This window comes from Sinorhizobium meliloti (genome assembly GCF_017876815.1).
In the GTDB taxonomy this organism is placed as follows: domain Bacteria; phylum Pseudomonadota; class Alphaproteobacteria; order Rhizobiales; family Rhizobiaceae; genus Sinorhizobium; species Sinorhizobium meliloti.
Map to the genome: position 1 here is coordinate 1,042,480 of NZ_JAGIOS010000003.1, position 21,152 is coordinate 1,063,631.

At 62.0% G+C, this 21,152-nt stretch carries 17 protein-coding genes; 9 read left to right on the forward strand and 8 right to left on the reverse strand.

Features of this window, described 5'->3' with window-relative positions; genetic code table 11:
• Nucleotides 1-45: 45 nt before the first annotated feature.
• From JOH52_RS31525 to JOH52_RS31545, 5 genes are all read left to right on the forward strand, one after another.
• Nucleotides 46-1,050, forward strand: a complete 1,005-nt coding sequence (locus tag JOH52_RS31525) for an Ldh family oxidoreductase (RefSeq protein WP_014532057.1) — start codon at nucleotides 46-48, stop codon at nucleotides 1,048-1,050.
• Nucleotides 1,051-1,071: 21 nt separating this feature from the next.
• Nucleotides 1,072-2,271: an iron-containing alcohol dehydrogenase gene (locus tag JOH52_RS31530; protein WP_127657770.1), complete on the forward strand. Its 1,200-nt coding sequence runs from the start codon at nucleotides 1,072-1,074 to the stop codon at nucleotides 2,269-2,271.
• A gap of 16 nt (nucleotides 2,272-2,287) precedes the next feature.
• Nucleotides 2,288-3,751, forward strand: coding sequence for an NAD-dependent succinate-semialdehyde dehydrogenase (locus JOH52_RS31535; RefSeq protein WP_014532059.1), 1,464 nt, complete (start codon nucleotides 2,288-2,290; stop codon nucleotides 3,749-3,751).
• 15 nt (nucleotides 3,752-3,766) lie between these two features.
• Complete coding sequence (locus JOH52_RS31540) at nucleotides 3,767-4,612, forward strand: alpha/beta hydrolase (RefSeq protein ID WP_013845080.1); 846 nt, start codon at nucleotides 3,767-3,769, stop codon at nucleotides 4,610-4,612.
• A gap of 255 nt (nucleotides 4,613-4,867) precedes the next feature.
• Nucleotides 4,868-6,961: an oxidoreductase gene (locus JOH52_RS31545; protein ID WP_014532060.1), complete on the forward strand. Its 2,094-nt coding sequence runs from the start codon at nucleotides 4,868-4,870 to the stop codon at nucleotides 6,959-6,961.
• Nucleotides 6,962-7,129: 168 nt separating this feature from the next.
• Here JOH52_RS31545 and JOH52_RS31550 read toward each other — a convergent pair whose 3' ends face one another.
• From JOH52_RS31550 to JOH52_RS31585, 8 genes are all read right to left on the reverse strand, one after another.
• Nucleotides 7,130-8,107 carry a 3'-5' exonuclease gene (locus JOH52_RS31550; protein ID WP_010967137.1) on the reverse strand — a complete coding sequence of 326 codons (978 nt, stop codon included), beginning with the start codon at nucleotides 8,105-8,107 and terminating at the stop codon, nucleotides 7,130-7,132.
• A gap of 129 nt (nucleotides 8,108-8,236) precedes the next feature.
• The gene (locus tag JOH52_RS31555) at nucleotides 8,237-8,917 is read right to left on the reverse strand and encodes a DUF2161 domain-containing phosphodiesterase (protein ID WP_010967136.1); all 681 of its coding nucleotides are present in this window, start codon (nucleotides 8,915-8,917) and stop codon (nucleotides 8,237-8,239) included.
• Between the two features lie 163 nt (nucleotides 8,918-9,080).
• Nucleotides 9,081-10,085: a TRAP transporter substrate-binding protein gene (locus tag JOH52_RS31560; RefSeq protein WP_013845082.1), complete on the reverse strand. Its 1,005-nt coding sequence runs from the start codon at nucleotides 10,083-10,085 to the stop codon at nucleotides 9,081-9,083.
• Between the two features lie 51 nt (nucleotides 10,086-10,136).
• Nucleotides 10,137-11,414: a TRAP transporter large permease gene (locus JOH52_RS31565; RefSeq protein WP_013845083.1), complete on the reverse strand. Its 1,278-nt coding sequence runs from the start codon at nucleotides 11,412-11,414 to the stop codon at nucleotides 10,137-10,139.
• A complete protein-coding gene (locus JOH52_RS31570; RefSeq protein WP_003535253.1) occupies nucleotides 11,414-11,947 on the reverse strand; it encodes a TRAP transporter small permease in 534 nt (177 codons plus the stop codon). The genes JOH52_RS31565 and JOH52_RS31570 overlap by 1 nt, the downstream gene beginning before the upstream one ends.
• 18 nt (nucleotides 11,948-11,965) lie before the next feature.
• Nucleotides 11,966-13,144: a fumarylacetoacetate hydrolase family protein gene (locus JOH52_RS31575; protein ID WP_013845084.1), complete on the reverse strand. Its 1,179-nt coding sequence runs from the start codon at nucleotides 13,142-13,144 to the stop codon at nucleotides 11,966-11,968.
• Nucleotides 13,145-13,299: 155 nt separating this feature from the next.
• Nucleotides 13,300-14,025, reverse strand: coding sequence for a FadR/GntR family transcriptional regulator (locus tag JOH52_RS31580; RefSeq protein WP_013845085.1), 726 nt, complete (start codon nucleotides 14,023-14,025; stop codon nucleotides 13,300-13,302).
• A gap of 14 nt (nucleotides 14,026-14,039) precedes the next feature.
• Nucleotides 14,040-15,485 carry an FAD-binding oxidoreductase gene (locus JOH52_RS31585; RefSeq protein ID WP_013845086.1) on the reverse strand — a complete coding sequence of 482 codons (1,446 nt, stop codon included), beginning with the start codon at nucleotides 15,483-15,485 and terminating at the stop codon, nucleotides 14,040-14,042.
• 194 nt (nucleotides 15,486-15,679) lie between these two features.
• On the opposite strand from JOH52_RS31585, the gene denD reads away from it, so the two are divergent.
• From denD to otsA, 4 genes are all read left to right on the forward strand, one after another.
• Nucleotides 15,680-16,663 (forward strand): D-erythronate dehydrogenase, encoded by a 984-nt coding sequence (gene denD, locus JOH52_RS31590; protein ID WP_013845087.1) that lies wholly within the window; start codon nucleotides 15,680-15,682, stop codon nucleotides 16,661-16,663.
• The gene (locus JOH52_RS31595) at nucleotides 16,660-17,541 is read left to right on the forward strand and encodes an NAD(P)-dependent oxidoreductase (protein ID WP_014532061.1); all 882 of its coding nucleotides are present in this window, start codon (nucleotides 16,660-16,662) and stop codon (nucleotides 17,539-17,541) included. Before denD ends, JOH52_RS31595 begins: the two co-directional genes overlap by 4 nt.
• A gap of 8 nt (nucleotides 17,542-17,549) precedes the next feature.
• Nucleotides 17,550-19,328 carry an IlvD/Edd family dehydratase gene (locus JOH52_RS31600; protein ID WP_014532062.1) on the forward strand — a complete coding sequence of 593 codons (1,779 nt, stop codon included), beginning with the start codon at nucleotides 17,550-17,552 and terminating at the stop codon, nucleotides 19,326-19,328.
• A 414-nt stretch (nucleotides 19,329-19,742) separates the two neighbouring features.
• Nucleotides 19,743-21,134, forward strand: coding sequence for an alpha,alpha-trehalose-phosphate synthase (UDP-forming) (gene otsA, locus JOH52_RS31605; RefSeq protein ID WP_013845090.1), 1,392 nt, complete (start codon nucleotides 19,743-19,745; stop codon nucleotides 21,132-21,134).
• Nucleotides 21,135-21,152: the final 18 nt, after the last annotated feature.

The window sequence follows — 21,152 nt, forward strand, 5'->3', positions numbered from 1 at the left end:
CATGTCAAATACAATATCGTATATGATCTGATATAGGATTAGGAAATGAGGCTGCCGCCCGCCCGCCTGAGGAATTTGAGCGTCGCCCTGCTCGAAAAGCGGGGTGTTCCTGCCGACTCCGCTCGTCTTCAGGCAAATCTCCTCTTGGAGGCCGAGCTGCGCGGGTTGCCCTCCCACGGCCTGCAACGGCTGCCGTTGCTTCTTTCCCGGCTGGATAAGGGGCTCGCGAACCCCACGACCCGTGGAAACGGAACCTGGCGAAGAGCCTCATTTCTGAGCGTCGACGGCGAACGCGGTCTTGGCCCAGTCGTCATGATGGACGCCATGCGCGTCACGCGAAGGATCCTTAAGGAGACAGGGCTCGCCATTGCCGCGATCCGCAACGCCAATCACATGGGAATGCTTGCCTATTATGCGGAAGCCGCCGCAAGAGACGGCCTGATCGGCATTGTCATGTCGACCAGCGAAGCGCTCGTGCACCCATTCGGCGGAACGCAGGCCCTGATCGGCACCAATCCGGTCGCGATCGGCATCCCTGCGGCTGGCCGCCCTTTCGTGCTGGATCTCGCAACCAGCATCGTTTCCATGGGCAAGATCAACAACCATGCGATGCGTGGTCTGGCGATCCCGCCCGGCTGGGCAGTGGACCGAGACGGTCGCGCGACAACCGATCCGCACGCGGCACAGGCAGGGGCGATCGCGCCCTTCGGCGACGCCAAGGGATATGGTCTGGGCCTTGCGATCGAGCTTCTTGTCGCGGCGCTTGCCGGATCCAACCTTGCGCCTGATGTAAATGGAACGCTCGACGACATTCATCCCGCCAATAAAGGCGACCTTCTCATTCTGATCGATCCGTCGGCAGGCGCGGGTAGCATACCGGCACTTGCCGCCTATCTCGATCGCCTGCGCCTATCCCGCCCGCTCGACCCTACGCAACCAGTCGCCATTCCGGGAGATGGGGCACGAGCACGACGCGCTGCAGCAGCGAAGACGGGCATCGAGCTGCCGCAGCCGCTTTTCGACCACCTTACGGCTCTCGAGGCCGCCTGAACTCATCGGAGGACATACGGAATGAACCTATTCGGCACACTGAGGGCGCCGCGCGAACTGCTATTCGGCGCCGGGCAGCGCCATGCCCTTGGGGGCATCGCCGCCAAGCTCGGCCAGCGCGCGCTGATCGTCACGGATACGCGCCTTGCCGTGGATGCCGACTTGCTTGCACTGGTGCGGCGAGTCGAAGAGGCAGGGCTTGAGGTGATGGTGGACAGCTCCACCCTGCCGGACGTTCCGGTGGAATCGGCTATCGTGAGCGCTGCAGCGGCCAGAGGCTTTGCGCCGGACCTCGTCATCGGCATCGGTGGCGGGTCCTGTCTCGACATGGCGAAATGCGTCACCCTCCTCCTTACCCACGGCGGGCGGCCACAGGACTATTACGGCGAATATGCCGTGCCGGGACCCGTGATGCCATTGATCGCCATTCCCACCACCGCCGGCACCGGCTCGGAGGTGACGCCCGTCGCCGTGCTTTCGGATGCCGAGCGTAGCCTGAAAGTTGGCATTTCAAGTCCGCACCTAATTCCGGCGGTATCGATCTGCGACCCCGAACTCACCCTCTCCTGCCCATCCGGCCTGACTGCGATCGCCGGCGCGGACGCCCTGACGCATGCGATCGAAGCCTTCACGGCAATCCGGCGCGAGCCCGTCCCCGGTATCGCGCAGCAGCGCGTCTTCGTCGGTAAGAACGAGCTTTCCGATCACTTTGCCCTTAGCGCCATTACCCTCCTGTGGCAGGGGCTCGAGAGGGCCTGCAAGGACGGCGCCGACGCCGGCGCGCGCGAAAAGGTGATGCTCGGCGCAACGCTCGCCGGTCTTGCTTTCGGGGTGGCGGGTACTGCCGCGGCCCACGCCATCCAGTACCCTGTCGGCGCGCTCACCCATACGGCGCATGGCCTCGGGGTCGCCTGTCTAATGCCCTATGTCATGACTTGGAATGCGCCGCTCATCCGCGACGAACTCGCGCAGATCGCGCATGCGGCCGGGCTCGGCGGACCGGATGAAGTGATCCCTGCCCTCGTTTCGCTCTTCGAACGCATCGGCATTCCCGCCACCCTGCGGGACCTCGGCCTCGAGGAAGACCGGATCGATTGGGTGGCAGAACAAAGCTCGGGTATCGCACGCCTAATCCAGAACAATCCCCGCCCCTTGAACCCGCACGAGATACGCAACCTCGTCGCCGCCGCCCATTGCGGCGATCGCTCCCGCCTGAACTGAGTCGAAAGGACCCTCCATGACGTTTCATGCCAAGTTTTCCGGCTACGCCGATCCTGCCCTGCATGCCGCGGGCCTCTACATTGGCGGCAAATGGCAAAGCGGCAGCGGAATAACCGTTCTCGACCCTTCGACCGGTAATCTGCTGGCCGAGGTCGCCGACGCCTCCATCGAGGACGCACAGCGCGCAGTCGATGCCGCGGATGCCGCTGCGGCCGGGTGGCGCGCCACTCCAGCTCGCCAGCGCTCGGAAATCCTGCGACGCTGGTATCAGCTGATGACACAGCACGCCGAGGAGCTTGCAACGCTCATAGCACTGGAAAACGGCAAGGCCCTGGCCGACGCACGCGGCGAAGTCGCTTATGCCGCCGAATTCTTCCGCTGGTACGCTGAAGAGGCGACCCGCATTCCGGGCGAATTCCGGCACACTCCCTCCGGGTCGCACAATATCCTCGTTGACCATGAGCCGATCGGCATTGCCGTCCTGATCACGCCCTGGAATTTCCCGGCCGCTATGGCGACGCGCAAGATCGGGCCCGCCCTTGCCGCCGGCTGCACGGTGATCCTGAAACCTGCCTCGGAGACGCCGTTGACAGCCTATGCCATGGCCCGTCTCGGGGAAGAGGCGGGCGTCCCGCCTGGCGTCGTCAACGTGCTGACCACAAGCAATCCAGGCGGAATAACGAATGCGATGCTCGCCGATCCGCGCGTTCGAAAGCTTTCATTCACCGGCTCGACCGGCGTTGGCCGCGTTCTACTTGCCGAAGCCGCCAAGTCGGTCGTCAGCTGCTCGATGGAGCTCGGCGGCAACGCGCCTTTCATCGTGTTCGACGACGCGGACCTCGAGGCGGCACTCGACGGTGCGATGATCGCCAAGATGCGAAACGCTGGAGAAGCCTGCACTGCCGCCAATCGTTTCTATGTCCAGGCGGGCATCCATGATGCGTTTGTCGCCGGCCTCACGGCGCGGATGAAGTCACTGAAGCTCGGCCCCGGCTACGATCCCGAGACGCAATGTGGACCCATGATCACGCAAAACGCCGTCCGCAAGATCGACCGGCTCGTCTCAGAGGCACTCGCCGCGGGTGCGCGGGCAACGACCGGCGGCAAACCGCTCACGGAAAACGGGTACTTCTATCCGCCGACGGTACTCGAAAACGTCCCCGTAAACGCGTCGATCGCACGTGAGGAAATCTTCGGACCGGTCGCGCCTGTCTACAAGTTCGAAAGCGACGACGAAGCGATCCGCCTCGCAAACAATACGGAGTATGGCCTCGCCGCGTACATCTACAGCCGCGATCTCAAACGTGCGATGAAGGTCGGCAAGCGCATCGAAACCGGCATGCTCGGCATCAACAGGGGCCTGATGTCAGACCCCGCCGCTCCCTTCGGCGGCGTCAAACAGAGCGGCCTTGGCCGCGAAGGCGGCGTGACGGGCATCCTGGAATTCATGGAGCCGAAATATTTCGCAGTTGATTATTGATCGGCGGAGCAGACGATGACAGCACAGGACCTCTACCGCATTCGCGACTTCGTGCCCGATTTCGACACGATCGCCGCAGAGTTCGCCGAACGCAGCTGGGCCCTTTCGGCGCGCGCCGACGTTCGGGCAGACATACGGTACGGCTCGGGCGTGCGGGAGGTCATCGATCTCATCTTACCGGAGCGCGTGCAGGCCGGCGCGCCCCTGCATGTGTTCGTTCACGGCGGATATTGGCGCTCCGGCGAAAAGATCAACTATCGTTTCGTCGCTGCACCGGTTCTTGCGGCGGGCGGCATTGCGGCCTTGGTCGAATACGACCTGATGCCTGGCAAACGCCTGGACGTGCTGGTGGATCAGGTTCGACGATCGGTGCTCTGGCTTCAAGCCCACGCGGGGGATTTCGGCGCGGATCCTGCGCGACTGACCGTCAGCGGTCATTCGGCAGGCGCGCATCTTGCTTCCTTCCTTGCCGCGACCGGGCCCGAGGAAGCCTACCCGCCCTCCCTGCCGACGCTCCAAGGCTTGCTGCTCCTAAGCGGAATCTACGACCTGTCGGGAATACCGGACAGCTTCCTGCGACACGAAGCGGAGATGACACCGATGGAAGCGGCCGCATGGTCGCCTCTTACCAGCTCGCAGCTCCCCTGCCCGTTGCGCATCATCGCTTATGGGGCGGACGAGACGGCGCCATTCCAGAATCAGGCGGCCGGGCTATGTGAGCTGCTGCGTGCCCAGGACAAAAGTGCCGAACTGCTCCCGGTTCCCGATCTCAACCACATGAGCATCGTCCTGGACCTTGCCGACACCGACGGCGTACTCGGCCGGCAGCTTCACGATTTGGTAGCGCAACCCACGCGGTGAAACATGAAGGAGTTTTAGGGCCAAGGCGCTCGCGGCGGCAAAGGCGGGCGCCGAAGAAGTTCGCCGCTGGTGTGTTGGGCCACGTCGATGAAGGGATGCGAACCGCGGACCGGATCAAAAACTTCGCCGCAGCATAATATTATACACTCGTATAACAAATCTCTTGCCTGACGGAAGGTTCCCGATATTTTGGCGGCCGCCCCAACCGCCGCGCTCCGGCGCGGCGGACCACAGCTCCCTTCAGGATGGCAGGAAATGTCCCGAGACTCCCGCTTCGATATTCTATTCGAACCCGTCAAGATCGGCCCCGTGACGGCGCGCAACCGTTTCTATCAGGTGCCCCACTGTTCCGGCATGGGCTACCGCTATCCCAATGCGGAAGCCCATCTGCGCGGCATGAAGGCTGAAGGCGGTTGGGCCGTCGTTTCCACCCAGGAGGCGGAAATCCACCCGACATCGGACCTGACGCCAGCCAACGAAGCCCGTCTTTGGGACGACGGCGATCTCCCGGCCCTTTCCGCCGTTACGGAACGTATCCACGCCCATGGCAGCCTCGCGGCCATCCAGCTTGTGCACAACGGCCTGCACGTCGCCAACCGTTTCAGCCGGATGATCCCGCTCGCTCCCTCGCACGCCGTCAGCGACAGCCTCGATCCTGTCCAGGCGCGCGCAATGGACAAGGCAGACATCACCGACATGCGCCGCTGGTATCGCAATGCCGCGCTGCGCGCCAAAAAGGCCGGCTTCGACATCGTCTATCTCTATGCCGGCCACGACATGAGCGTGTTGCAGCACTTCCTGTCCCGCCGCCATAACGACCGCAGCGACGAATATGGCGGCTCCTTCGAAAACCGGCTCCGCCTGTTCCGAGAGATTCTGGATGATGTGCGCGAGGCGATCGGCGACACCTGTGCGCTGGCGGTGCGCCTCGCGGTGGACGAGCTGATGGGTCCGTCCGGGATCACCTGCGAGGGGGAAGGGAAGGACATCATTTCGGCGCTCGGCGAACTTCCGGACCTTTGGGACGTCAATCTCTCCGACTGGTCGAACGATAGCCAGACGGCTCGTTTCTCCGAAGAAGGCTACCAGGAGCCCTATATCCGCTTCGTCAAATCCGTCACGACCAAGCCGGTGGTCGGCGTCGGCCGCTATACGTCGCCGGACAGCATGGTACGGGTTGTAAAACAGGGCATTTTGGACTTCATCGGAGCCGCGCGCCCGTCGATCGCCGATCCCTTCCTGCCGAAGAAGATCGAGGAAGGGCGCATCGATGACATCCGCGAATGCATCGGCTGCAACATCTGCACCTCCGGCGACAATACCAACGTACCGATGCGCTGCACGCAGAACCCGACAGTTGGCGAGGAATGGCGCAAGGGCTGGCATCCGGAGACCATCGCAAGATCCGAAGCTCCCGAACCCGCCCTCATTATCGGTGGCGGACCGGCGGGCCTGGAAGCGGCACGGGCGCTTGCCCAGCGCGGCGTCGATGTCATGCTGGCGGAAGGCGGCGGCGAATGGGGCGGTCGCGTTGCGCGCGAATGTCGCTTACCCGGTCTTGCGACCTGGGGCCGCGTGCGCGACTGGCGCATCGGCCAACTCAGCACCCGCGTCAATGCAGAGCTTTACCTGCACAGTCCGCTTTCGGCCGCCGACATATTGCAATACGGCATCCCCCATGTGGCGATCGCGACCGGAGCGAGCTGGCGGACGGACGGCGTTGGCCGCACCCACCGGATGGCGCTCGATTTTCTGTCGGAAGGCATCCTCGTCTCTCCCGACGCCATTCTTTCCGAGGGCGCCGAGGCAGTGCCGTCGGACGGTCCCGTCGTCGTCTTCGACGACGATTGCTTCTACATGGGCAGCGTGCTCGCCGAACTGCTCGCCAGGAGGGGGCGCACGGTTACCTTCGTAACGCCCGAATCCCAGGTCTCGCCCTGGAGCAGGAACACGCTGGAGCAGGCACGTATCCAGAAGCGCCTCATCGGTCTCGGCGTCGAGATCGTCACGGCCATGGCGCTCGCCGGTCGAACGAAAGACCAGCTGGAACTATCCTGCGTCTACAGCGGCAGGTCCCGCCCGGTTGATTGCGCCACTCTCGTCCCGGTCACCGCCCGCCTGCCGGACGAAACGCTGTGGCTGGAACTCAAAGCACGCGAAGCCGAGTGGGCCGATGCCGGCATCAAGACCATCACCCGCCTCGGCGACTGCCTCGCGCCAGGCCTGATCGCCGCCGCCGTCTATTCCGGCCATCAATATGCCCGGACCTATCAGGAACAGGTCGACAAAGATCGGGTCCCATTCATGCGGGAAGATATTGCAAGGCTTTATGGTCTTCGCTCGGGGTAGAGCAATTCCAGGAAAAGTGCGCAGCGGTTTTCCATCCGGAGTTGCGGCAAAACAAAGGGGTAGAGCGTTTCCGCAATTCGGAGAAAAGCGGAAATGCTCTAGGATCGTTTTGCGCCGGGATCCTCCGCCCCACCGAATCGATTGGGCACGCTGGACCGCGATGGTAAACTATCTTCGCGCTCTGTATCTGTCGAAAGCCGTCAGCCGCTGCGTCGGAGGATCTGCCTCGTCCCAGCGATAGATCTCCTTCCGAAGGAAGCCGAGTTCAGCCTCGAGCTCCTCCTCGGCGACCTCTATCCACCAGGATTTTGGGCGGCCGTCGCTGCCATCGGACCAGCGGTACCCGCGAGCCTTCAGCACGTCCTTCAGGTCGAACGGCGCATTCTCCGCGAAAATCCTCACCCGTGAACGCTGGCTCGCTTTGTAAAGTTCGGCGAACGGCGGCAGTGCGGCGCCACCACTGGACTGTTCCAGGACCCCGAGGAGAGCAAAGCAGTCATCTACAGCCCGATGCCCGTCGTGGAAATATCCGCTCTGACCGATCAGATAGCCGAGCTTCGTGCCTTCAAAGCCGCGGCCACTCCAATCGATTTCGGAGACGGAGCACGCCCAGGCCTTGCGGACAAACACATCCGAAAACGCTTCGCAAAACGGCCGATCGAAGCCGGCATTGTGGGCGATGATGAGATCCGCAGGCCCAACGATTGCTTGGACTGCAGCAATATCGATTGACTGGCCGGCGACCATGGCATCGGTGATACCCGTCAACCGGGTGATGTCGGGTGGAATGGCAATTGTCGGCTGCTGCAAACCGCCATAAACAGCTACCACATCGCCGATCTCGCCCTCCTCGTTGTAGGTGAACGAGACAAGCCCGATCTCGATGATCTCGCATTTACGGGCATCGAGCCCGGTCGTCTCAGTGTCGAGGATGACGCCCCTCAGGGGAAAACCGGGCCTCACCTCGGATGCGACCGTGCGAGCTTCAAGCTTTCGCAAGATCCTGTAGCGACCCGTCGCCTTCAACGCGGCAAGCATCTCGGTTTCGGAGAAGGATGTCGACGTCTGCCGCCGGGCACGGCTTGCCTCGGCTCTCGCGGCTGCTGGTCGCACATCTCGGGCAAACATGTCGAGCTGAGAGGTCATCCGATCCCCATCGTTAAGGTGCGTCAACTCTAAAGCGCCGGTTGCCCTATGAACACCTCCCCATGCTCATACCCACCGATAATGCGATGGAGCACCCCACATGCGCTATTTTCAGCGCGTCGGCAACAATCAGGCCGGGACGGCCGTTTTTGCCTGCATATCCTGCTGCGGCCACCGCTGCAGTGCTTCCCGTCCAGCCGCTGTCAAGCCGTAGACACCTCTGTCGAGCCGTTCAAACCAGCCATAGACATTCGCAAGCAGTATCTTCCCGGCATCCGGTACGCTGGATCTGATTTCACGCACGCGCAGCGGGCCTGATGTCAGGGCCAGCGCACAGCCGAGCGCCTGCTGGCGGTACGCCGTCATGACAGGCGCGCGTGTGCTCCCGCCTATTGCGGGATCGCCGCGTCGCCTCCGGTGTTCGCGCATGAGCTTCGAACGCCGTTTCGGATTGGTTCGCGGCATCGGCGTCACGGAGCCGACGATCACGCTGACGTCGCCGGCGTCGGAAATGCCGAGCATGCCGACCCCGAGCCTGCGACAGAGATCGCGGTAGCGTTTGTCGGCCTCCCGACCCTTTCCCTTGGCCGAAACTCGCGCCGCGATCCAGACCTCGTCCGCGACAGCGGCGCGATCTACGGCCTGCAGTATGAGCTCCAGATTGAAGCGCAGCTTCAGCTCGCAGATCACGACCACGGGCGGATCGTCGTCGCTCAGGCCGACGAGATCGCAGCCGTCAACCTCGCCCTTGACGACGTAACCTGCCTTTTCGAGAAAGCCTTTGACGGGGAGATAAAGCGACGTTTCCATGTGCCTGCAGGTTTAAGCGAAGAATCGCTGTGTAAACTATCTCGATCCGCCCGTAGGAGACAATCGTCCTACGGAATCGATAAAAGCCCACGGCCGGTCGACCGTGGGCTTCCTGGAAGGCATAGAGCATGGCCACGTTCCGTGACCTAGCCAGTTCTTTTGTTTACTTGCGGATCTCTTCCAGCTTGGCGAGAATGGCGTCTACCACCTCGGCACCGATCTCAGCCTTGTGCTTTTCATAGACGACCATGGACTTCTCGCGGATGCGAGCCTGTTCTTCAGCAGACAGGGTGTTCACTTCGAGACCAGCTTCCTTGATTTTCTCCAGCGACTTCTTGTTGAGGTCCTGGATGACCTTACGCTCCTCGTCGCGACCGACGACTGCGCATTCACGCAGTGCTGCCTGCTCTTCCGGCGTATAGCTGTCGAAGATCGGCTTCGAGAACAGGAAGAGGAAGGGCGTGTAAGCGTGGTTCGTCTCGGTCACGTACTTCTGCACTTCGAAGAACTTCGACGTATCGATCGTCACATAGGGGTTTTCCTGCGCGTCGATCGCCTTGGTTTCGAGTGCCGAGAAGACTTCGCCGAAAGCCATCGGAGTGGCGTTGGCGCCGAGGTTCTGGAAGGTGTCGAGGAAGATGTTGTTCTGCATCACGCGAACCTTCATTCCTTCGAAGTCTTCCCACTTGGTGACCGGACGAACCGAGTTCGACAGGTTACGGAAGCCGTTTTCCCAATAGGCGAGATTGACCAGGCCGGCAGCTTCCAGCTTCTCGTTCATCATGTCGCCGAAATCGCCATCGAGCACCGTGTAGGCTTCCTGAGCGTTGGCGAAGAGGAACGGCAGGTCGAATACGCCGAGTGCCGGGATGATGCCGACGAGCGGCGAGGACGACGTGACGACGGCCTCCTGTACGCCGGAGCGCAGGGCCTGCGTCGCCTGAAGGTCGCCGCCAAGCGCGCCGCCCCAGAAAGCGGTGAGCTTTAGCTTGCCACCGGATTTCTGATCGAGACAGGCCTGCATCGCCTTGATGCCGTTACCGACCGGATGGTCTTCGTTGATGCCGTTCGACACGCGGATGTTGCGGTCGTTGAACTCGGCGAAAGCCGGCGCCGCGGCCGAATAACCGAAAGCGATGGCCGTCGTGGCAAGAAGCAGTTTTCTCACGGGGTATCCTCCCTTGGATTTGTTGGTGAGGGGTTGCGGGTTAAAGCCCTTCTAATGCAGCCAGCGTGCGGGCACGATGACGATGTCCGGAAACAGGACCAGAAGGAAAAGCACGAGAATCTGGGCCACCAGGAATGGTGTCACGCCGACAATTACCTTCCCAAGCGGAACCCGGCCGACGCCGCTGACGACGTTCAGTACGACGCCGACAGGGGGGGTCAGCAGCCCTATGCAGGTATTCATGATGAACAGGACACCGAAATAGACAGGATCGATTCCGGCTTGCTTGATAATCGGCATGAGCACTGGCGTCAGGATCAGGATCGTGGGCGTAAGGTCGAGTGCTGTGCCCACCACCAATACGACCAGCATGATGACGAACATCAGAAGCGTCGGGCGGTCGATCAGCGGAGAGATGAAGCCGGTGATTTCCGCTGGTATATTCGCTGCAGTTATCAGCCACGAGGAAACAAGCGCAGCGCAAACGAGGAACATGATCACAGCGGTGGTCTTCGCCGCCTGGAGGATGACACCCGGCAGGTCACGCGGCTTGAGTTCTCGATAAATGACCATGCCGACGAAGAGTGCATAGACTGCGGCGACCACAGCGGCTTCGGTCGGCGTCACGACACCGGCCTTGATGCCGCCGAGGATGATCACCGGCATGCCAAGAGCCCAAAGCGCCCGCCCGGTGGCGCCGACCCGCTCCTTCATCGGCGTGCGTGGAAGCGGCTGGATATCATCCTTCCGCACGACCAGCAGCCACGTTGCGACAAGGGCAATACCCATGATGAGGCCGGGCACGATGCCTGCCATGAAGAGCTGCGTAATCGAGACGTTTGCCGCCACCCCGAACACAATGAAGGCCATGGATGGCGGAATTACGGGGGCGATGATACCACCCGCAGCGATAAGGCCCGCGGACCGGGGAACGTTGTAGCCAGCCTTCGCCATCATCGGGATCAGGATTGCCGCAAGTGCCGCGGTGTCGGCTGCCGCCGAACCCGAGATACTTGCCATGATCACGGCCGCCATGATGGCAACGATGCCGAGGCCGCCGCGTATATGACCGACACAGGCGATTGCGAAATCGATGATGCGACGCGACAGTCCGCCGGCATTCATCAACTCACCGGCTAAAATGAAGAACGGAATGGCGAGGAGCGTGAAGGTATCGGCGCCCGCGATCATGTTTTGAGCGATGATCTGGGTATTGAACATGCCCATGTACCACATGAGTATGACGCCGCAGAACATCAGCGAGAAGGCAACCGGCACGCCGATTGCCATGGCGCCAAGCAGCGAAACGATGAAGACGACAAGGGTCATTAAGTGCGCTCCGCCAGCTGCTCGAGAGACATGTTTTCACCGGCGAAGGCGGCGATTTCTTCTTCCGTGACGCGCCCCGTCAGCAAGCGGAAAAGGCGCTCGAGCGCGATCAGGACCACGCCCGCTCCGGTGAAGAACCCGATCCCGTAGACCCACAGCATCGAGATGCCGGTGACCGGTGCGGCCATCGAGGCGTTGATCGGCGACTGCTTCCAGGTGCCCCAGAAGAAGATCGCCGAGACGGCGATGACGACGATATTGGAGAGGATCATACAGATGATGCGGCCCTTGCGGCCGAACAACGTGACCAAGGTCTCGACCCCGACATGCGAATTTTCGCGGAAGGTGACAACCGCACCGATGAAGGTGAGCCACACGAAGAAATACCGCGACATCTCGTCTGATACGTTGATGCCGGAGTTGAAGCCGTAGCGCATCACGACGTTCAGGAACACCATCACGGCCATGCCTGCGAGCAGCACGATCAAGAGCAGCTCGAGCAGTTTGTAGAAAGTATCGATCGCTTTTTGCATCTATCCCTCCCGTTTCGCCTACAAGAGCCCACGCTCGGCCAGGTTTTTCATCAGAGCGCCGAGGCCGAAGCTCCATTTCGGGCAGCGGTCGCTATGATCGACCCAATTTACGAGGCGTCCGAGGCGCGGCGTCGAGATCTCGACCCGGTCTCCAATTTCATGCGTGAAGCCGAGCCCGGTGCCCCTACGGTCCTTGACTGGCGCAAACATCGTTCCGAGGAAGAAGACCACGCCATCCGGATACTGGTGGTTGTCGTTGAGAAGCTGCGAGACGAGGTCTTCCGGGCTGCGGCTGATCGCCGACATCGGGCTGATGCCGGTCATCCTGAAACCTTCTTTGCCGTCGACGACGAGCGAGACTTCCGCCTGCTTCACGTCCTCGATCGTGAAAGCACCGTCGAAGAGCCGGATGAACGGGCCGATCGAGCATGACGCATTATTGTCCTTCGCCTTGCTGAGAAGCAGTGCGGAGCGGCCTTCGAAGTCCCGAAGATTGACGTCGTTGCCGAGCGTCGCACCGACGATCTTGCCCTTCGACGTGACGGCCAGCACCACTTCCGGCTCCGGATTGTTCCAGTCGGACTTGGGGTGGATGCCGATATAGGCACCACAACCGACCGAAGACATGGGCTGCGCCTTGGTGAAGATTTCAGCATCCGGACCGATGCCCACTTCGAGGTACTGCGACCAAAGACCGAGCTCCTGGAGCAGCTTCTTGACCTCGGCCGCCTTGTCGGAGCCGGCGACGAGGCCTTTGAGATTGTCGCCGAGGACGGGGGCCAGCCGGCCGCGAATTTCCTGCGCGCGCAGCGGATCGCCCTTGGCCTGCTCCTCGATCACGCGCTCCAGCATGCTGTCCGCAAAGGTGACGCCGGCCGCCTTGACGGCCTGCAGATCGGCAGGCGCCAGAAGATCGCCCGCCTCGCCACGGAGGAATGCATCGAGAGAGCCGAGACTTGCAAAGCGCGACGGGTCGCGCAAAGCGTCGACAAGGCCGTCGATCTCAAGAAGCGCGGAAATCGTTGCCGCGAGCGGGGTCAGGTCGAAGACCTCTCCTTCCGAGATCAGGACCGGGCAAGGTCCGCCGGCGGTTTTGGACCAGACGCGCCCGACGAGCATCGCGCTGGATGCATCCGCGGGTTGGATTGATTCGGCGCTCAGTGCCTGTTCGAAACTCACGAGAAAACCTCCGCTCATCTCGTACCTCGAAGGTACGGGTCCTCTATTGTCAGGATGTCTGACAACGAGATGACCTGCTTCTAGTATGACTTTTTGGCCATGTCTAGGCCGTCGGTAGGTAAAGTCTGATACGCCACCAAGACCTCACAGGCTGCGCCGTCCGACCCGAAAATTCAGGACGAGAAGCTTTCGATCGTCAGGTCCAGGCGGGCCGCCGCCCCGTTCAGATGATGGCGCATCGCCTCCTCGGCCTTGACCGGATCTCGCGCCGCCACGCCATTTCGGATGGAGACATGTTCCGCAATCGTGACTTCGACGATCTCCTCCAGTATTGCAGCGGCGCGTGCCGCGTTGATCGCCAGGCTGATCCGCTCCGCGATGAATCCGATGAAAAGCAGGAAATATTCGTTATGGGTGGCCGCCGCAATCGCGCGATGAAAAGCGAGGTCGGCGACGATCCCCTGCTCCGTCCATTTTTCCGCGCCGGTCATCTGCTGCAACGCCTCGTCGATCTTGCCCAAATCCTGCGGTGTATGATGGATCGCCGCAAGTCGAGCCGCCTCCACCTCAAGCGGAATACGGAGTTGAAACAAATCACGGAAACTTCCGCGATTAGCGAGATCTCCCTGCTCTATCCGGAGCGATTGCCGTCGCTCGATTTCCGTGGCGAAGGCGCCGACGCCCTGGCGGGTTTCCACCAGGCCTTCATTTCGCAATTGAGCTATAGCCTCCCGCACCACCGAGCGGCTGACCCCGAAGGTCGTGGCGAGCAGATGCTCCGTCGGTAGTTTCTCTCCGGGGGCGATACGTCCTTCGGTGATCTCCCTGCCGATCTTCGCCGCGATGCGCGCGGGCAAATGCTCGCTCCTGCTGATCTGGCCGAAATCCATTGTCGCCAAGATTGCACTCCCTTTTAGAATCTCAGTTGACAACCAGGATTCATGATCATTTCCGGGTCAACGGCATGCTTGAGCGCCGTCAACAGTTTTCGGCGGGTCGCGGGCAGCCTGGCGTCGAAATCCGGTCGCTTCAAGCGCCCAATGCCGTGCTCGGCGCTGATGCTTCCGGTATAGCGATCGAGCACCTCGTTCACGACCGTCTTGGCCCTGTAGATCAATTGGATCCGCTCCTCGGGCGTACTGCCGGCCGGCGGCAGGACGTTAAGATGCACATTGCCGTCGCCGACATGGCCATAGGAAACGCTGACGGCGCCCGGAAGCGCCTCGGAGACTGCCTTTTCCGCCTCCTCTACGAAGGAGGCCAGCTGTGAGAGCGGTACGGAGATATCGGTGCGCATATGAGTGCCGCGTTTCGCCTGACCTTCGTTCATGCCCTCGCGGATCAACCAAAGATTGCGCGCCTGCGTCTGCGAGGCGGCGATCGTTCCGTCAAGGACCAGCCCTTCCTCCATCACACCTTCAAGGAAGCGCTGCATCAGATCGTCGACATCGACGAGGCCGGAGCCGGAAATCTCCATCAGCACATAGGCCGGATATTCCGCCGAGATCGGGATCGGCAGATCGGGCATCGCCTCCTGCGCCAGGGTGAAGGCGAGCGGCGGCATGAATTCGAAAGCCGACATCAGGTCGCAGCAGTCCCGACGCGCCCGGCGATAGAGCTTGATGGCATCTTCCAGGGAGGCAAGACCGAGCAGCGCCGTGGCTACGTGGTCGGGATAGGGCGTCAGCTTGACGGAGACGGCGGTGATGATGCCGAGCGTGCCTTCTGCACCGATGAACAGCTGCTTCAGGTCGATGCCGCGATTGTCCTTTCTCAACGTCGACAGGCCTTCGAGGATGCTGCCGTCCGGGAGGACCACTTCAAGGCCCAGCACCAGTTCGCGGGTCATGCCGTAGCGGAGCACATTGACGCCGCCGGCATTCGTCGAAACATTTCCCCCGATCTGACAGCTTCCCTGCGCGCCGAGCGCAAGCGGAAAGAACATGCCCATCTTCGCTATCGCGTCCTTGAGCTCGGACAGGATGCAGCCGGACTCGACAACCGCCGAAAAATCGGCCGGATCGATCTTGCGGATGCGGTTCATGCGGGAGAGAGAAAGCACGACCTGCCTCTCCGGAGCATCGGGGATCGCGCCGAGCACGAGGCCGGTATTGCCGCCCTGCGGCACGATCGAAAGCCCAAGTTCCCGGCAGGCTTTCACGGCCGCCGCCACCTGCTGCGTCGAGCGCGGGCGAATCACCGCCACGGTGCCGCTGGTTACGTCGCCATGCCAGTCGCGGCAGAAACGGAGCAATTCCTCCGTTTCGCTCAGCACGATATCTTCACCAAGCATCTGACGTAGCGCCAGGCGCAGTTCCGCAGGGCCTTTCGCATCCTCTATCGTGCCTGCGCTCGTCATGCTGCTTGCCCCTCCTCGCGCGCCTCTCAGAAAGCGCCCGCCATGCCTGCACGCGACCGAGAATCTTTCGCTCGAACCGCCACTATCCTGTTTTCAATCGAACCATATAAGGTTATCAGACAACCGTACAAGACAAAATTTCGACCCGCATGAAGACCTGATCGCATGCGGCCTCACTCAAGGAGGAGACATTCATGCATATCCTGATCATCGGCGCTGCCGGCATGGTCGGCCGCAAGCTCACGCAGCGGCTCGTCAAGGACGGCACTCTCGGCGGAAACCGGGTGGAGAAGCTGACGCTCGTGGACGTAGTGGCGCCGGAAAGGCCGCAGGGCTTTGCCGGAACGGCCGTTGCACGCGAAGGCGACCTTTCCGCTTCCGGCGAAGCCGAGAAGCTCGTCGAGGGGCGCCCGGATGTCATCTTCCATCTGGCGGCAATCGTCTCCGGTGAAGCCGAACTGGATTTCGACAAGGGCTACCGGATCAATCTCGACGGCACGCGCTATCTCTTCGATGCGATCCGCCTTGCTCACGATCAGGACGGCTACAAGCCTCGCCTTGTCTTCACCTCATCGATCGCCGTGGTCGGAGCGCCGCTCCCCTTCCCCATCCCGGACGATTATCATCTTACTCCGCTTACGAGCTACGGCACCCAGAAAGCGATCTGCGAGCTGCTGCTCTCCGACTACAGCCGCCGCGGCTTCTTCGATGGCATCGGCATCCGCCTGCCGACGATCTGCATCCGCCCCGGCAAGCCCAACAAAGCGGCTTCCGGCTTCTTCTCCAATATCCTGCGCGAGCCGCTGGTCGGCCAGGAAGCCGTGCTGCCTGTTTCGGAGGATGTCCGCCACTGGCACACCTCGCCGCGCTCGGCGGTCGGCTTCCTCATCCATGGCGCGACCATCGACCTTGAAAAAGTTGGCCCGCGTCGCAACCTTTCCATGCCGGGTCTCAGTGCCACCGTGGGCGAGCAGATCGAAGCGCTGCGCCGCGTTGCCGGCGAAAAGGCCGTGCAGCTGATCCGCCGCGAACCCGACGAGATGATCATGAAGATGGTCGCCGGCTGGGCGCCGGGCTTCGAGGCCAAACGCGCCACCGAACTTGGCTTCACTGCCGAAAAGAGCTTCGACGAGATCATCCGCGTTCACATCGAGGATGAACTGGGAGGGAAGCTGTGAGCGGGAAGACGAAGATTGCCTTTCTCGGCACGGGCTTGATGGGGGCACCGATGGCGCGGCGCCTGCTCGGTGCCGGTTTTTCGGTTACGGTGTGGAACCGTGACGCCGCCAAAGCCGAGCCGCTGGTCGCCGACGGTGCTGACATCGCTGCCTCGCCGGCCGATGCTGTTGCCGGCGCAGCTATCGTCTTCACCATGCTGACCAACGGCCAGGCCGTATCCGAGGTCCTGTTCGAGCGCGGCGTCGCCGATAGCCTGGCGGAAGGTACGATCGTGGTGGATTGCAGCTCCATAGCCCCGCAGATCGCCCGCGAACATGCGCGCAGATTGGCGGAAAAAGGCATCCGTCACCTCGACGCACCGGTTTCAGGCGGCGTGGTGGGCGCGGCCGCCGGTACGCTCGCCATCATGGCCGGCGGCGATGGCACCGCGGTCGAAAGCCTGAAGGAAGTTTTCGCGTGTCTCGGTCGCGTGACCCATGTGGGCCCGAGCGGTGCCGGCCAGGTCTGCAAGCTCGCCAACCAGCAGATCGTCGCCGTCACCATCGGCGCGGTGGCCGAAGCCATGGTTCTGGTGGAAGCCGGCGGTGCCTCGCGCGCGGCCTTTCGAGACGCAATCCGCGGCGGCTTTGCCGAAAGCCGGATCCTCGAACTGCACGGCGCCCGTATGGTGGAGCGCAACTTCGCCCCCGGCGGCGCATCGAACAACCAGCTGAAGGATCTGAACGCCGTCATGGCCATGGCGGATGAACTCTCCCTCGAGCTTCCCCTGACCAGGCAAGTGCGGCAGGAATTTGCCGATTTCGTTGAGTCCGGCGGCGGCGAACAGGACCACAGCGGACTGCTTCTGCAACTCGAAAAGCTCAACCCAAGGAATTAGGTCCCGCCATGACTGACAAACCCCAGCGCCGCCTGCGCTCACAGGACTGGTTCGACAATCCGGACCATATCGATCTGACGGCGCTCTATCTGGAGCGCTTCATGAACTACGGCGTGACGCCGGAGGAATTGCGTTGCGGCAAGCCCATCATCGGCATTGCCCAAAGCGGCAGCGATCTCACTCCATGCAATCGGGTGCATATGGATCTGGCGAAGCGCGTGCGCGACGGCATCCGCGATGCCGGGGGCATTCCGATCGAGTTCCCGACGCATCCGATTTTCGAGAACTGCAAGCGCCCGACGGCCGCCCTCGATCGCAACCTCGCCTATCTCGGCCTCGTTGAAATTCTCTACGGCTATCCGCTGGATGGCGTGGTGCTGACCACCGGCTGCGACAAGACCACTCCCTCAGCCCTGATGGCGGCCTCCACGGTCGACATTCCGGCGATCGTGCTCTCCGGCGGCCCCATGCTCGACGGCTGGCACGAAGGCGATCTCGTCGGCTCCGGCACGGTGATCTGGCGCATGCGCCGCAAGCTCGCGGTAGGCGAGATCGACCGCGAGGAGTTCATGCAGGCAGCACTCGATTCGGCTCCCTCCGTCGGCCATTGCAACACGATGGGCACGGCTTCGACAATGAACGCGATAGCCGAAGCGCTCGGCATGTCGCTCACCGGTTGCGGCGCCATCCCCGCTGCCTATCGCGAGCGTGGGCAGATGGCCTATCGTACCGGACGCCGCGCCGTGGAACTCGTTTTCGAGGACCTGAAACCCTCCGACATCCTGACCCGGGAAGCCTTTCTCAATGCCATCCGCGTCAACTCGGCGATCGGCGGATCGACCAACGCCCAGCCGCATCTTGCGGCCATGGCGAAGCATGCCGGCGTCGAGCTTTACCCGGACGACTGGCAGGTCCATGGTTTCGATATCCCGCTGCTCGCCAACATCCAGCCGGCGGGCGCCTATCTCGGCGAACGCTATCACCGCGCGGGCGGCACCCCCGCCATCATGTGGGAGCTCCTGAAGGCCGGAAAGCTCGACGGCGGCTGTCGCACCGTCACGGGAAGGACGGTGGCCGAGAACCTCGAAGGGCGCGAACCCACGGATCGCGAAGTTATTCGCCCCTTCGACGAGCCCCTCAAGGAAAAGGCAGGCTTCCTGGTGCTGAAGGGCAATCTCTTCGACTTCGCCATCATGAAGATGAGTGTCGTCTCCGACGATTTCAGGAAGCGCTACCTTCAGGAACCGGGCCGCGAGGGCGTTTTCGAGGGCAAGGCCGTGGTCTTCGACGGCTCGGAGGACTACCACAAGCGCATCAACGACCCTGAACTCGACATCGACGAGAACACCATTCTGGTGATCCGCGGCGCCGGCCCGCTCGGCTGGCCGGGGTCGGCGGAAGTCGTGAACATGCAGCCGCCGGATCACCTCTTGAAACGCGGCATCAGGAGCCTGCCCACCATCGGTGACGGACGTCAATCCGGCACGGCCGACAGTCCCTCCATCCTGAACGCCTCGCCGGAGAGTGCGGCTGGCGGCGGTCTCGCCTGGCTGCGCAGCGGTGATGTGATCCGCATCGATTTCAACCTGGGTCGCTGCGACATGCTGGTTTCCGACGAGGATATCGAAAGACGCAAGGCGGACGGCATTCCCGCCGTGCCGGCCGATGCCACGCCCTGGCAGCGCATCTACCGCAAGTCCGTCACCCAGCTTTCCGACGGCGCGGTGCTCGAAGGCGCAGCAGACTTCCGGCAGATCGCCAAGAATATGCCCCGCCACAATCACTAGAGCACTTGCAGGAAAACTGTGTAACGGTTTTCCGTCTGGAAGTGCGTTGGATCAAATGCTCAAGCGCAATTCCAGGAAGCGTTCGTAGCTTCCAAATCCCTGATGATGGAAGGGCGGCTCCGGCCGCCCTTTTGTATTCAGCGGGCAGCTGCCACCCGGGGCATGAAAGTGCGGCTGCGCGGAAATCATCACCCACCGCCGACAAACCCGCCATTTATCCAAGTTCGTCCACGCCCCCCGAATCACAAGCGCTTGAAACGGCTTCGACACCGGAGCGGCCGTCGCGGCTCCACGCGCGAGTTGCACCCTCTCGACGATTTTCGCGTCGGTGGGATCGTCTGCGTCGGAAACGCGTTCCCCCTCCTGAACGTTTGAGCGCCAAGTGTATATTTTCTTGAATGAAAGGAATTCGGCATGAGCCGTCTCGTCATTGTTTCCAATCGTGTGCCCGTCCCTGACAAGGGAGGCATTGCGCCTGCCGGTGGGCTGGCGGTCGCGCTGAAAGTCGCCCTTGAAGAGCATGGCGGCATCTGGATGGGCTGGTCGGGACGATCGAGCGGAGAGAACGAGCCGGAGCCGCTTGCTCAGTTGCACCAGGGCAATATCACCTATGCGCTCACGGACCTGACTGATACCGACGTCGGAGAATATTACCACGGCTTCGCCAACCGGGTTCTTTGGCCGATCTGCCACTACCGGCTTGATCTTGCCGAATACGGTCGCAAGGAGATGGCCGGGTATTTCCGCGTCAACCGCTTCTTCGCCCATCGGCTGGCGCCGCTCGTCAGGCCCGATGACGTGATCTGGGTGCACGACTACCATTTGATCCCTCTCGCCGCAGAACTCCGTCAAATGGGCTTGAAGAACCGGATCGGCTTCTTTCTCCACATTCCCTGGCCGCCTGCCGACGTACTCTTCACGATGCCCGTTCACGAGGAGATCATGCGCGGCCTGTCGCACTACGATGTCGTCGGTTTCCAGACCGATCATGATCTTGAGAACTTCGCCGGCTGCCTCAGGCGGGAAGGCATTGGCGATGAACTCGGTGGAGGCCGCTTCAGTGCCTATGGCCGCGTATTCAAGGGCGGCATCTATGCAATCGGCATAGAGACTGCGGCCTTTGCCGAATTTGCCAAAAAGGCATTGACCAACAAGACCGTCAGGAAAGCGCGTGAAAGCATCGAGCACCGGAGCCTGATCATCGGTGTCGATCGCCTTGATTACTCAAAAGGGATCACGCAGCGCATCGACGCGTTCGAGCGCTTCATCCTGGCCAATCCGGCCCAGCAGGGGCGCGTCACCTATCTGCAGATCACGCCGAAGTCGCGGTCCGAAGTGCCGGAATACGAAGCCATGCAGCGAACTGTGGCCGAACAGGCCGGCAGGGTGAACGGCGCGCTCGGCGCTGTTGATTGGGTGCCCATACGCTATATCAACCGTTCGGTAGGCCGGCATATTCTTGCAGGGCTTTACCGGCTTGGCAAAGTCGGCCTGGTGACGCCGCTTCGAGACGGGATGAACCTGGTTGCGAAGGAATATGTGGCCGCGCAGGACCCGGACGATCCGGGCGTGCTCGTGCTTTCGCGTTTCGCCGGGGCCGCCCGCGATCTAAGAGGCGCCCTGCTGGTCAATCCCTACGATATTGAGGGTACCGCAAACGCTATGGCGCGCGCGCTCAGCATGCCGCTCGAAGAGCGGAAGGATCGCTGGAAGACTATGATGGATCACTTGCTGGAACACGACGTCTCGCGCTGGTGCCGGGATTTTCTCAATGATCTGGCGACATCACCGGATCCGTCGGGTTAGATTGCTGGCTGCCTGCCA

What these genes read in the sequence shown, in the direction of transcription:
- JOH52_RS31530 (WP_127657770.1), top strand. Translation starts at nt 1,072, where the DNA reads ATGAACCTATTCGGCACACTGAGGGCGCCGCGCGAACTGCTATTCGGC.
- JOH52_RS31585 (WP_013845086.1), bottom strand. Translation starts at nt 15,485, where the DNA reads ATGACGAGCGCAGGCACGATAGAGGATGCGAAAGGCCCTGCGGAACTG.
- JOH52_RS31570 (WP_003535253.1), bottom strand. Translation starts at nt 11,947, where the DNA reads ATGCAAAAAGCGATCGATACTTTCTACAAACTGCTCGAGCTGCTCTTG.
- denD (WP_013845087.1), top strand. Translation starts at nt 15,680, where the DNA reads ATGCATATCCTGATCATCGGCGCTGCCGGCATGGTCGGCCGCAAGCTC.
- JOH52_RS31575 (WP_013845084.1), bottom strand. Translation starts at nt 13,144, where the DNA reads ATGAGCGGAGGTTTTCTCGTGAGTTTCGAACAGGCACTGAGCGCCGAA.
- JOH52_RS31535 (WP_014532059.1), top strand. Translation starts at nt 2,288, where the DNA reads ATGACGTTTCATGCCAAGTTTTCCGGCTACGCCGATCCTGCCCTGCAT.
- JOH52_RS31545 (WP_014532060.1), top strand. Translation starts at nt 4,868, where the DNA reads ATGTCCCGAGACTCCCGCTTCGATATTCTATTCGAACCCGTCAAGATC.
- JOH52_RS31600 (WP_014532062.1), top strand. Translation starts at nt 17,550, where the DNA reads ATGACTGACAAACCCCAGCGCCGCCTGCGCTCACAGGACTGGTTCGAC.
- otsA (WP_013845090.1), top strand. Translation starts at nt 19,743, where the DNA reads ATGAGCCGTCTCGTCATTGTTTCCAATCGTGTGCCCGTCCCTGACAAG.
- JOH52_RS31525 (WP_014532057.1), top strand. Translation starts at nt 46, where the DNA reads ATGAGGCTGCCGCCCGCCCGCCTGAGGAATTTGAGCGTCGCCCTGCTC.
- JOH52_RS31565 (WP_013845083.1), bottom strand. Translation starts at nt 11,414, where the DNA reads ATGACCCTTGTCGTCTTCATCGTTTCGCTGCTTGGCGCCATGGCAATC.
- JOH52_RS31550 (WP_010967137.1), bottom strand. Translation starts at nt 8,107, where the DNA reads ATGACCTCTCAGCTCGACATGTTTGCCCGAGATGTGCGACCAGCAGCC.
- JOH52_RS31540 (WP_013845080.1), top strand. Translation starts at nt 3,767, where the DNA reads ATGACAGCACAGGACCTCTACCGCATTCGCGACTTCGTGCCCGATTTC.
- JOH52_RS31555 (WP_010967136.1), bottom strand. Translation starts at nt 8,917, where the DNA reads ATGGAAACGTCGCTTTATCTCCCCGTCAAAGGCTTTCTCGAAAAGGCA.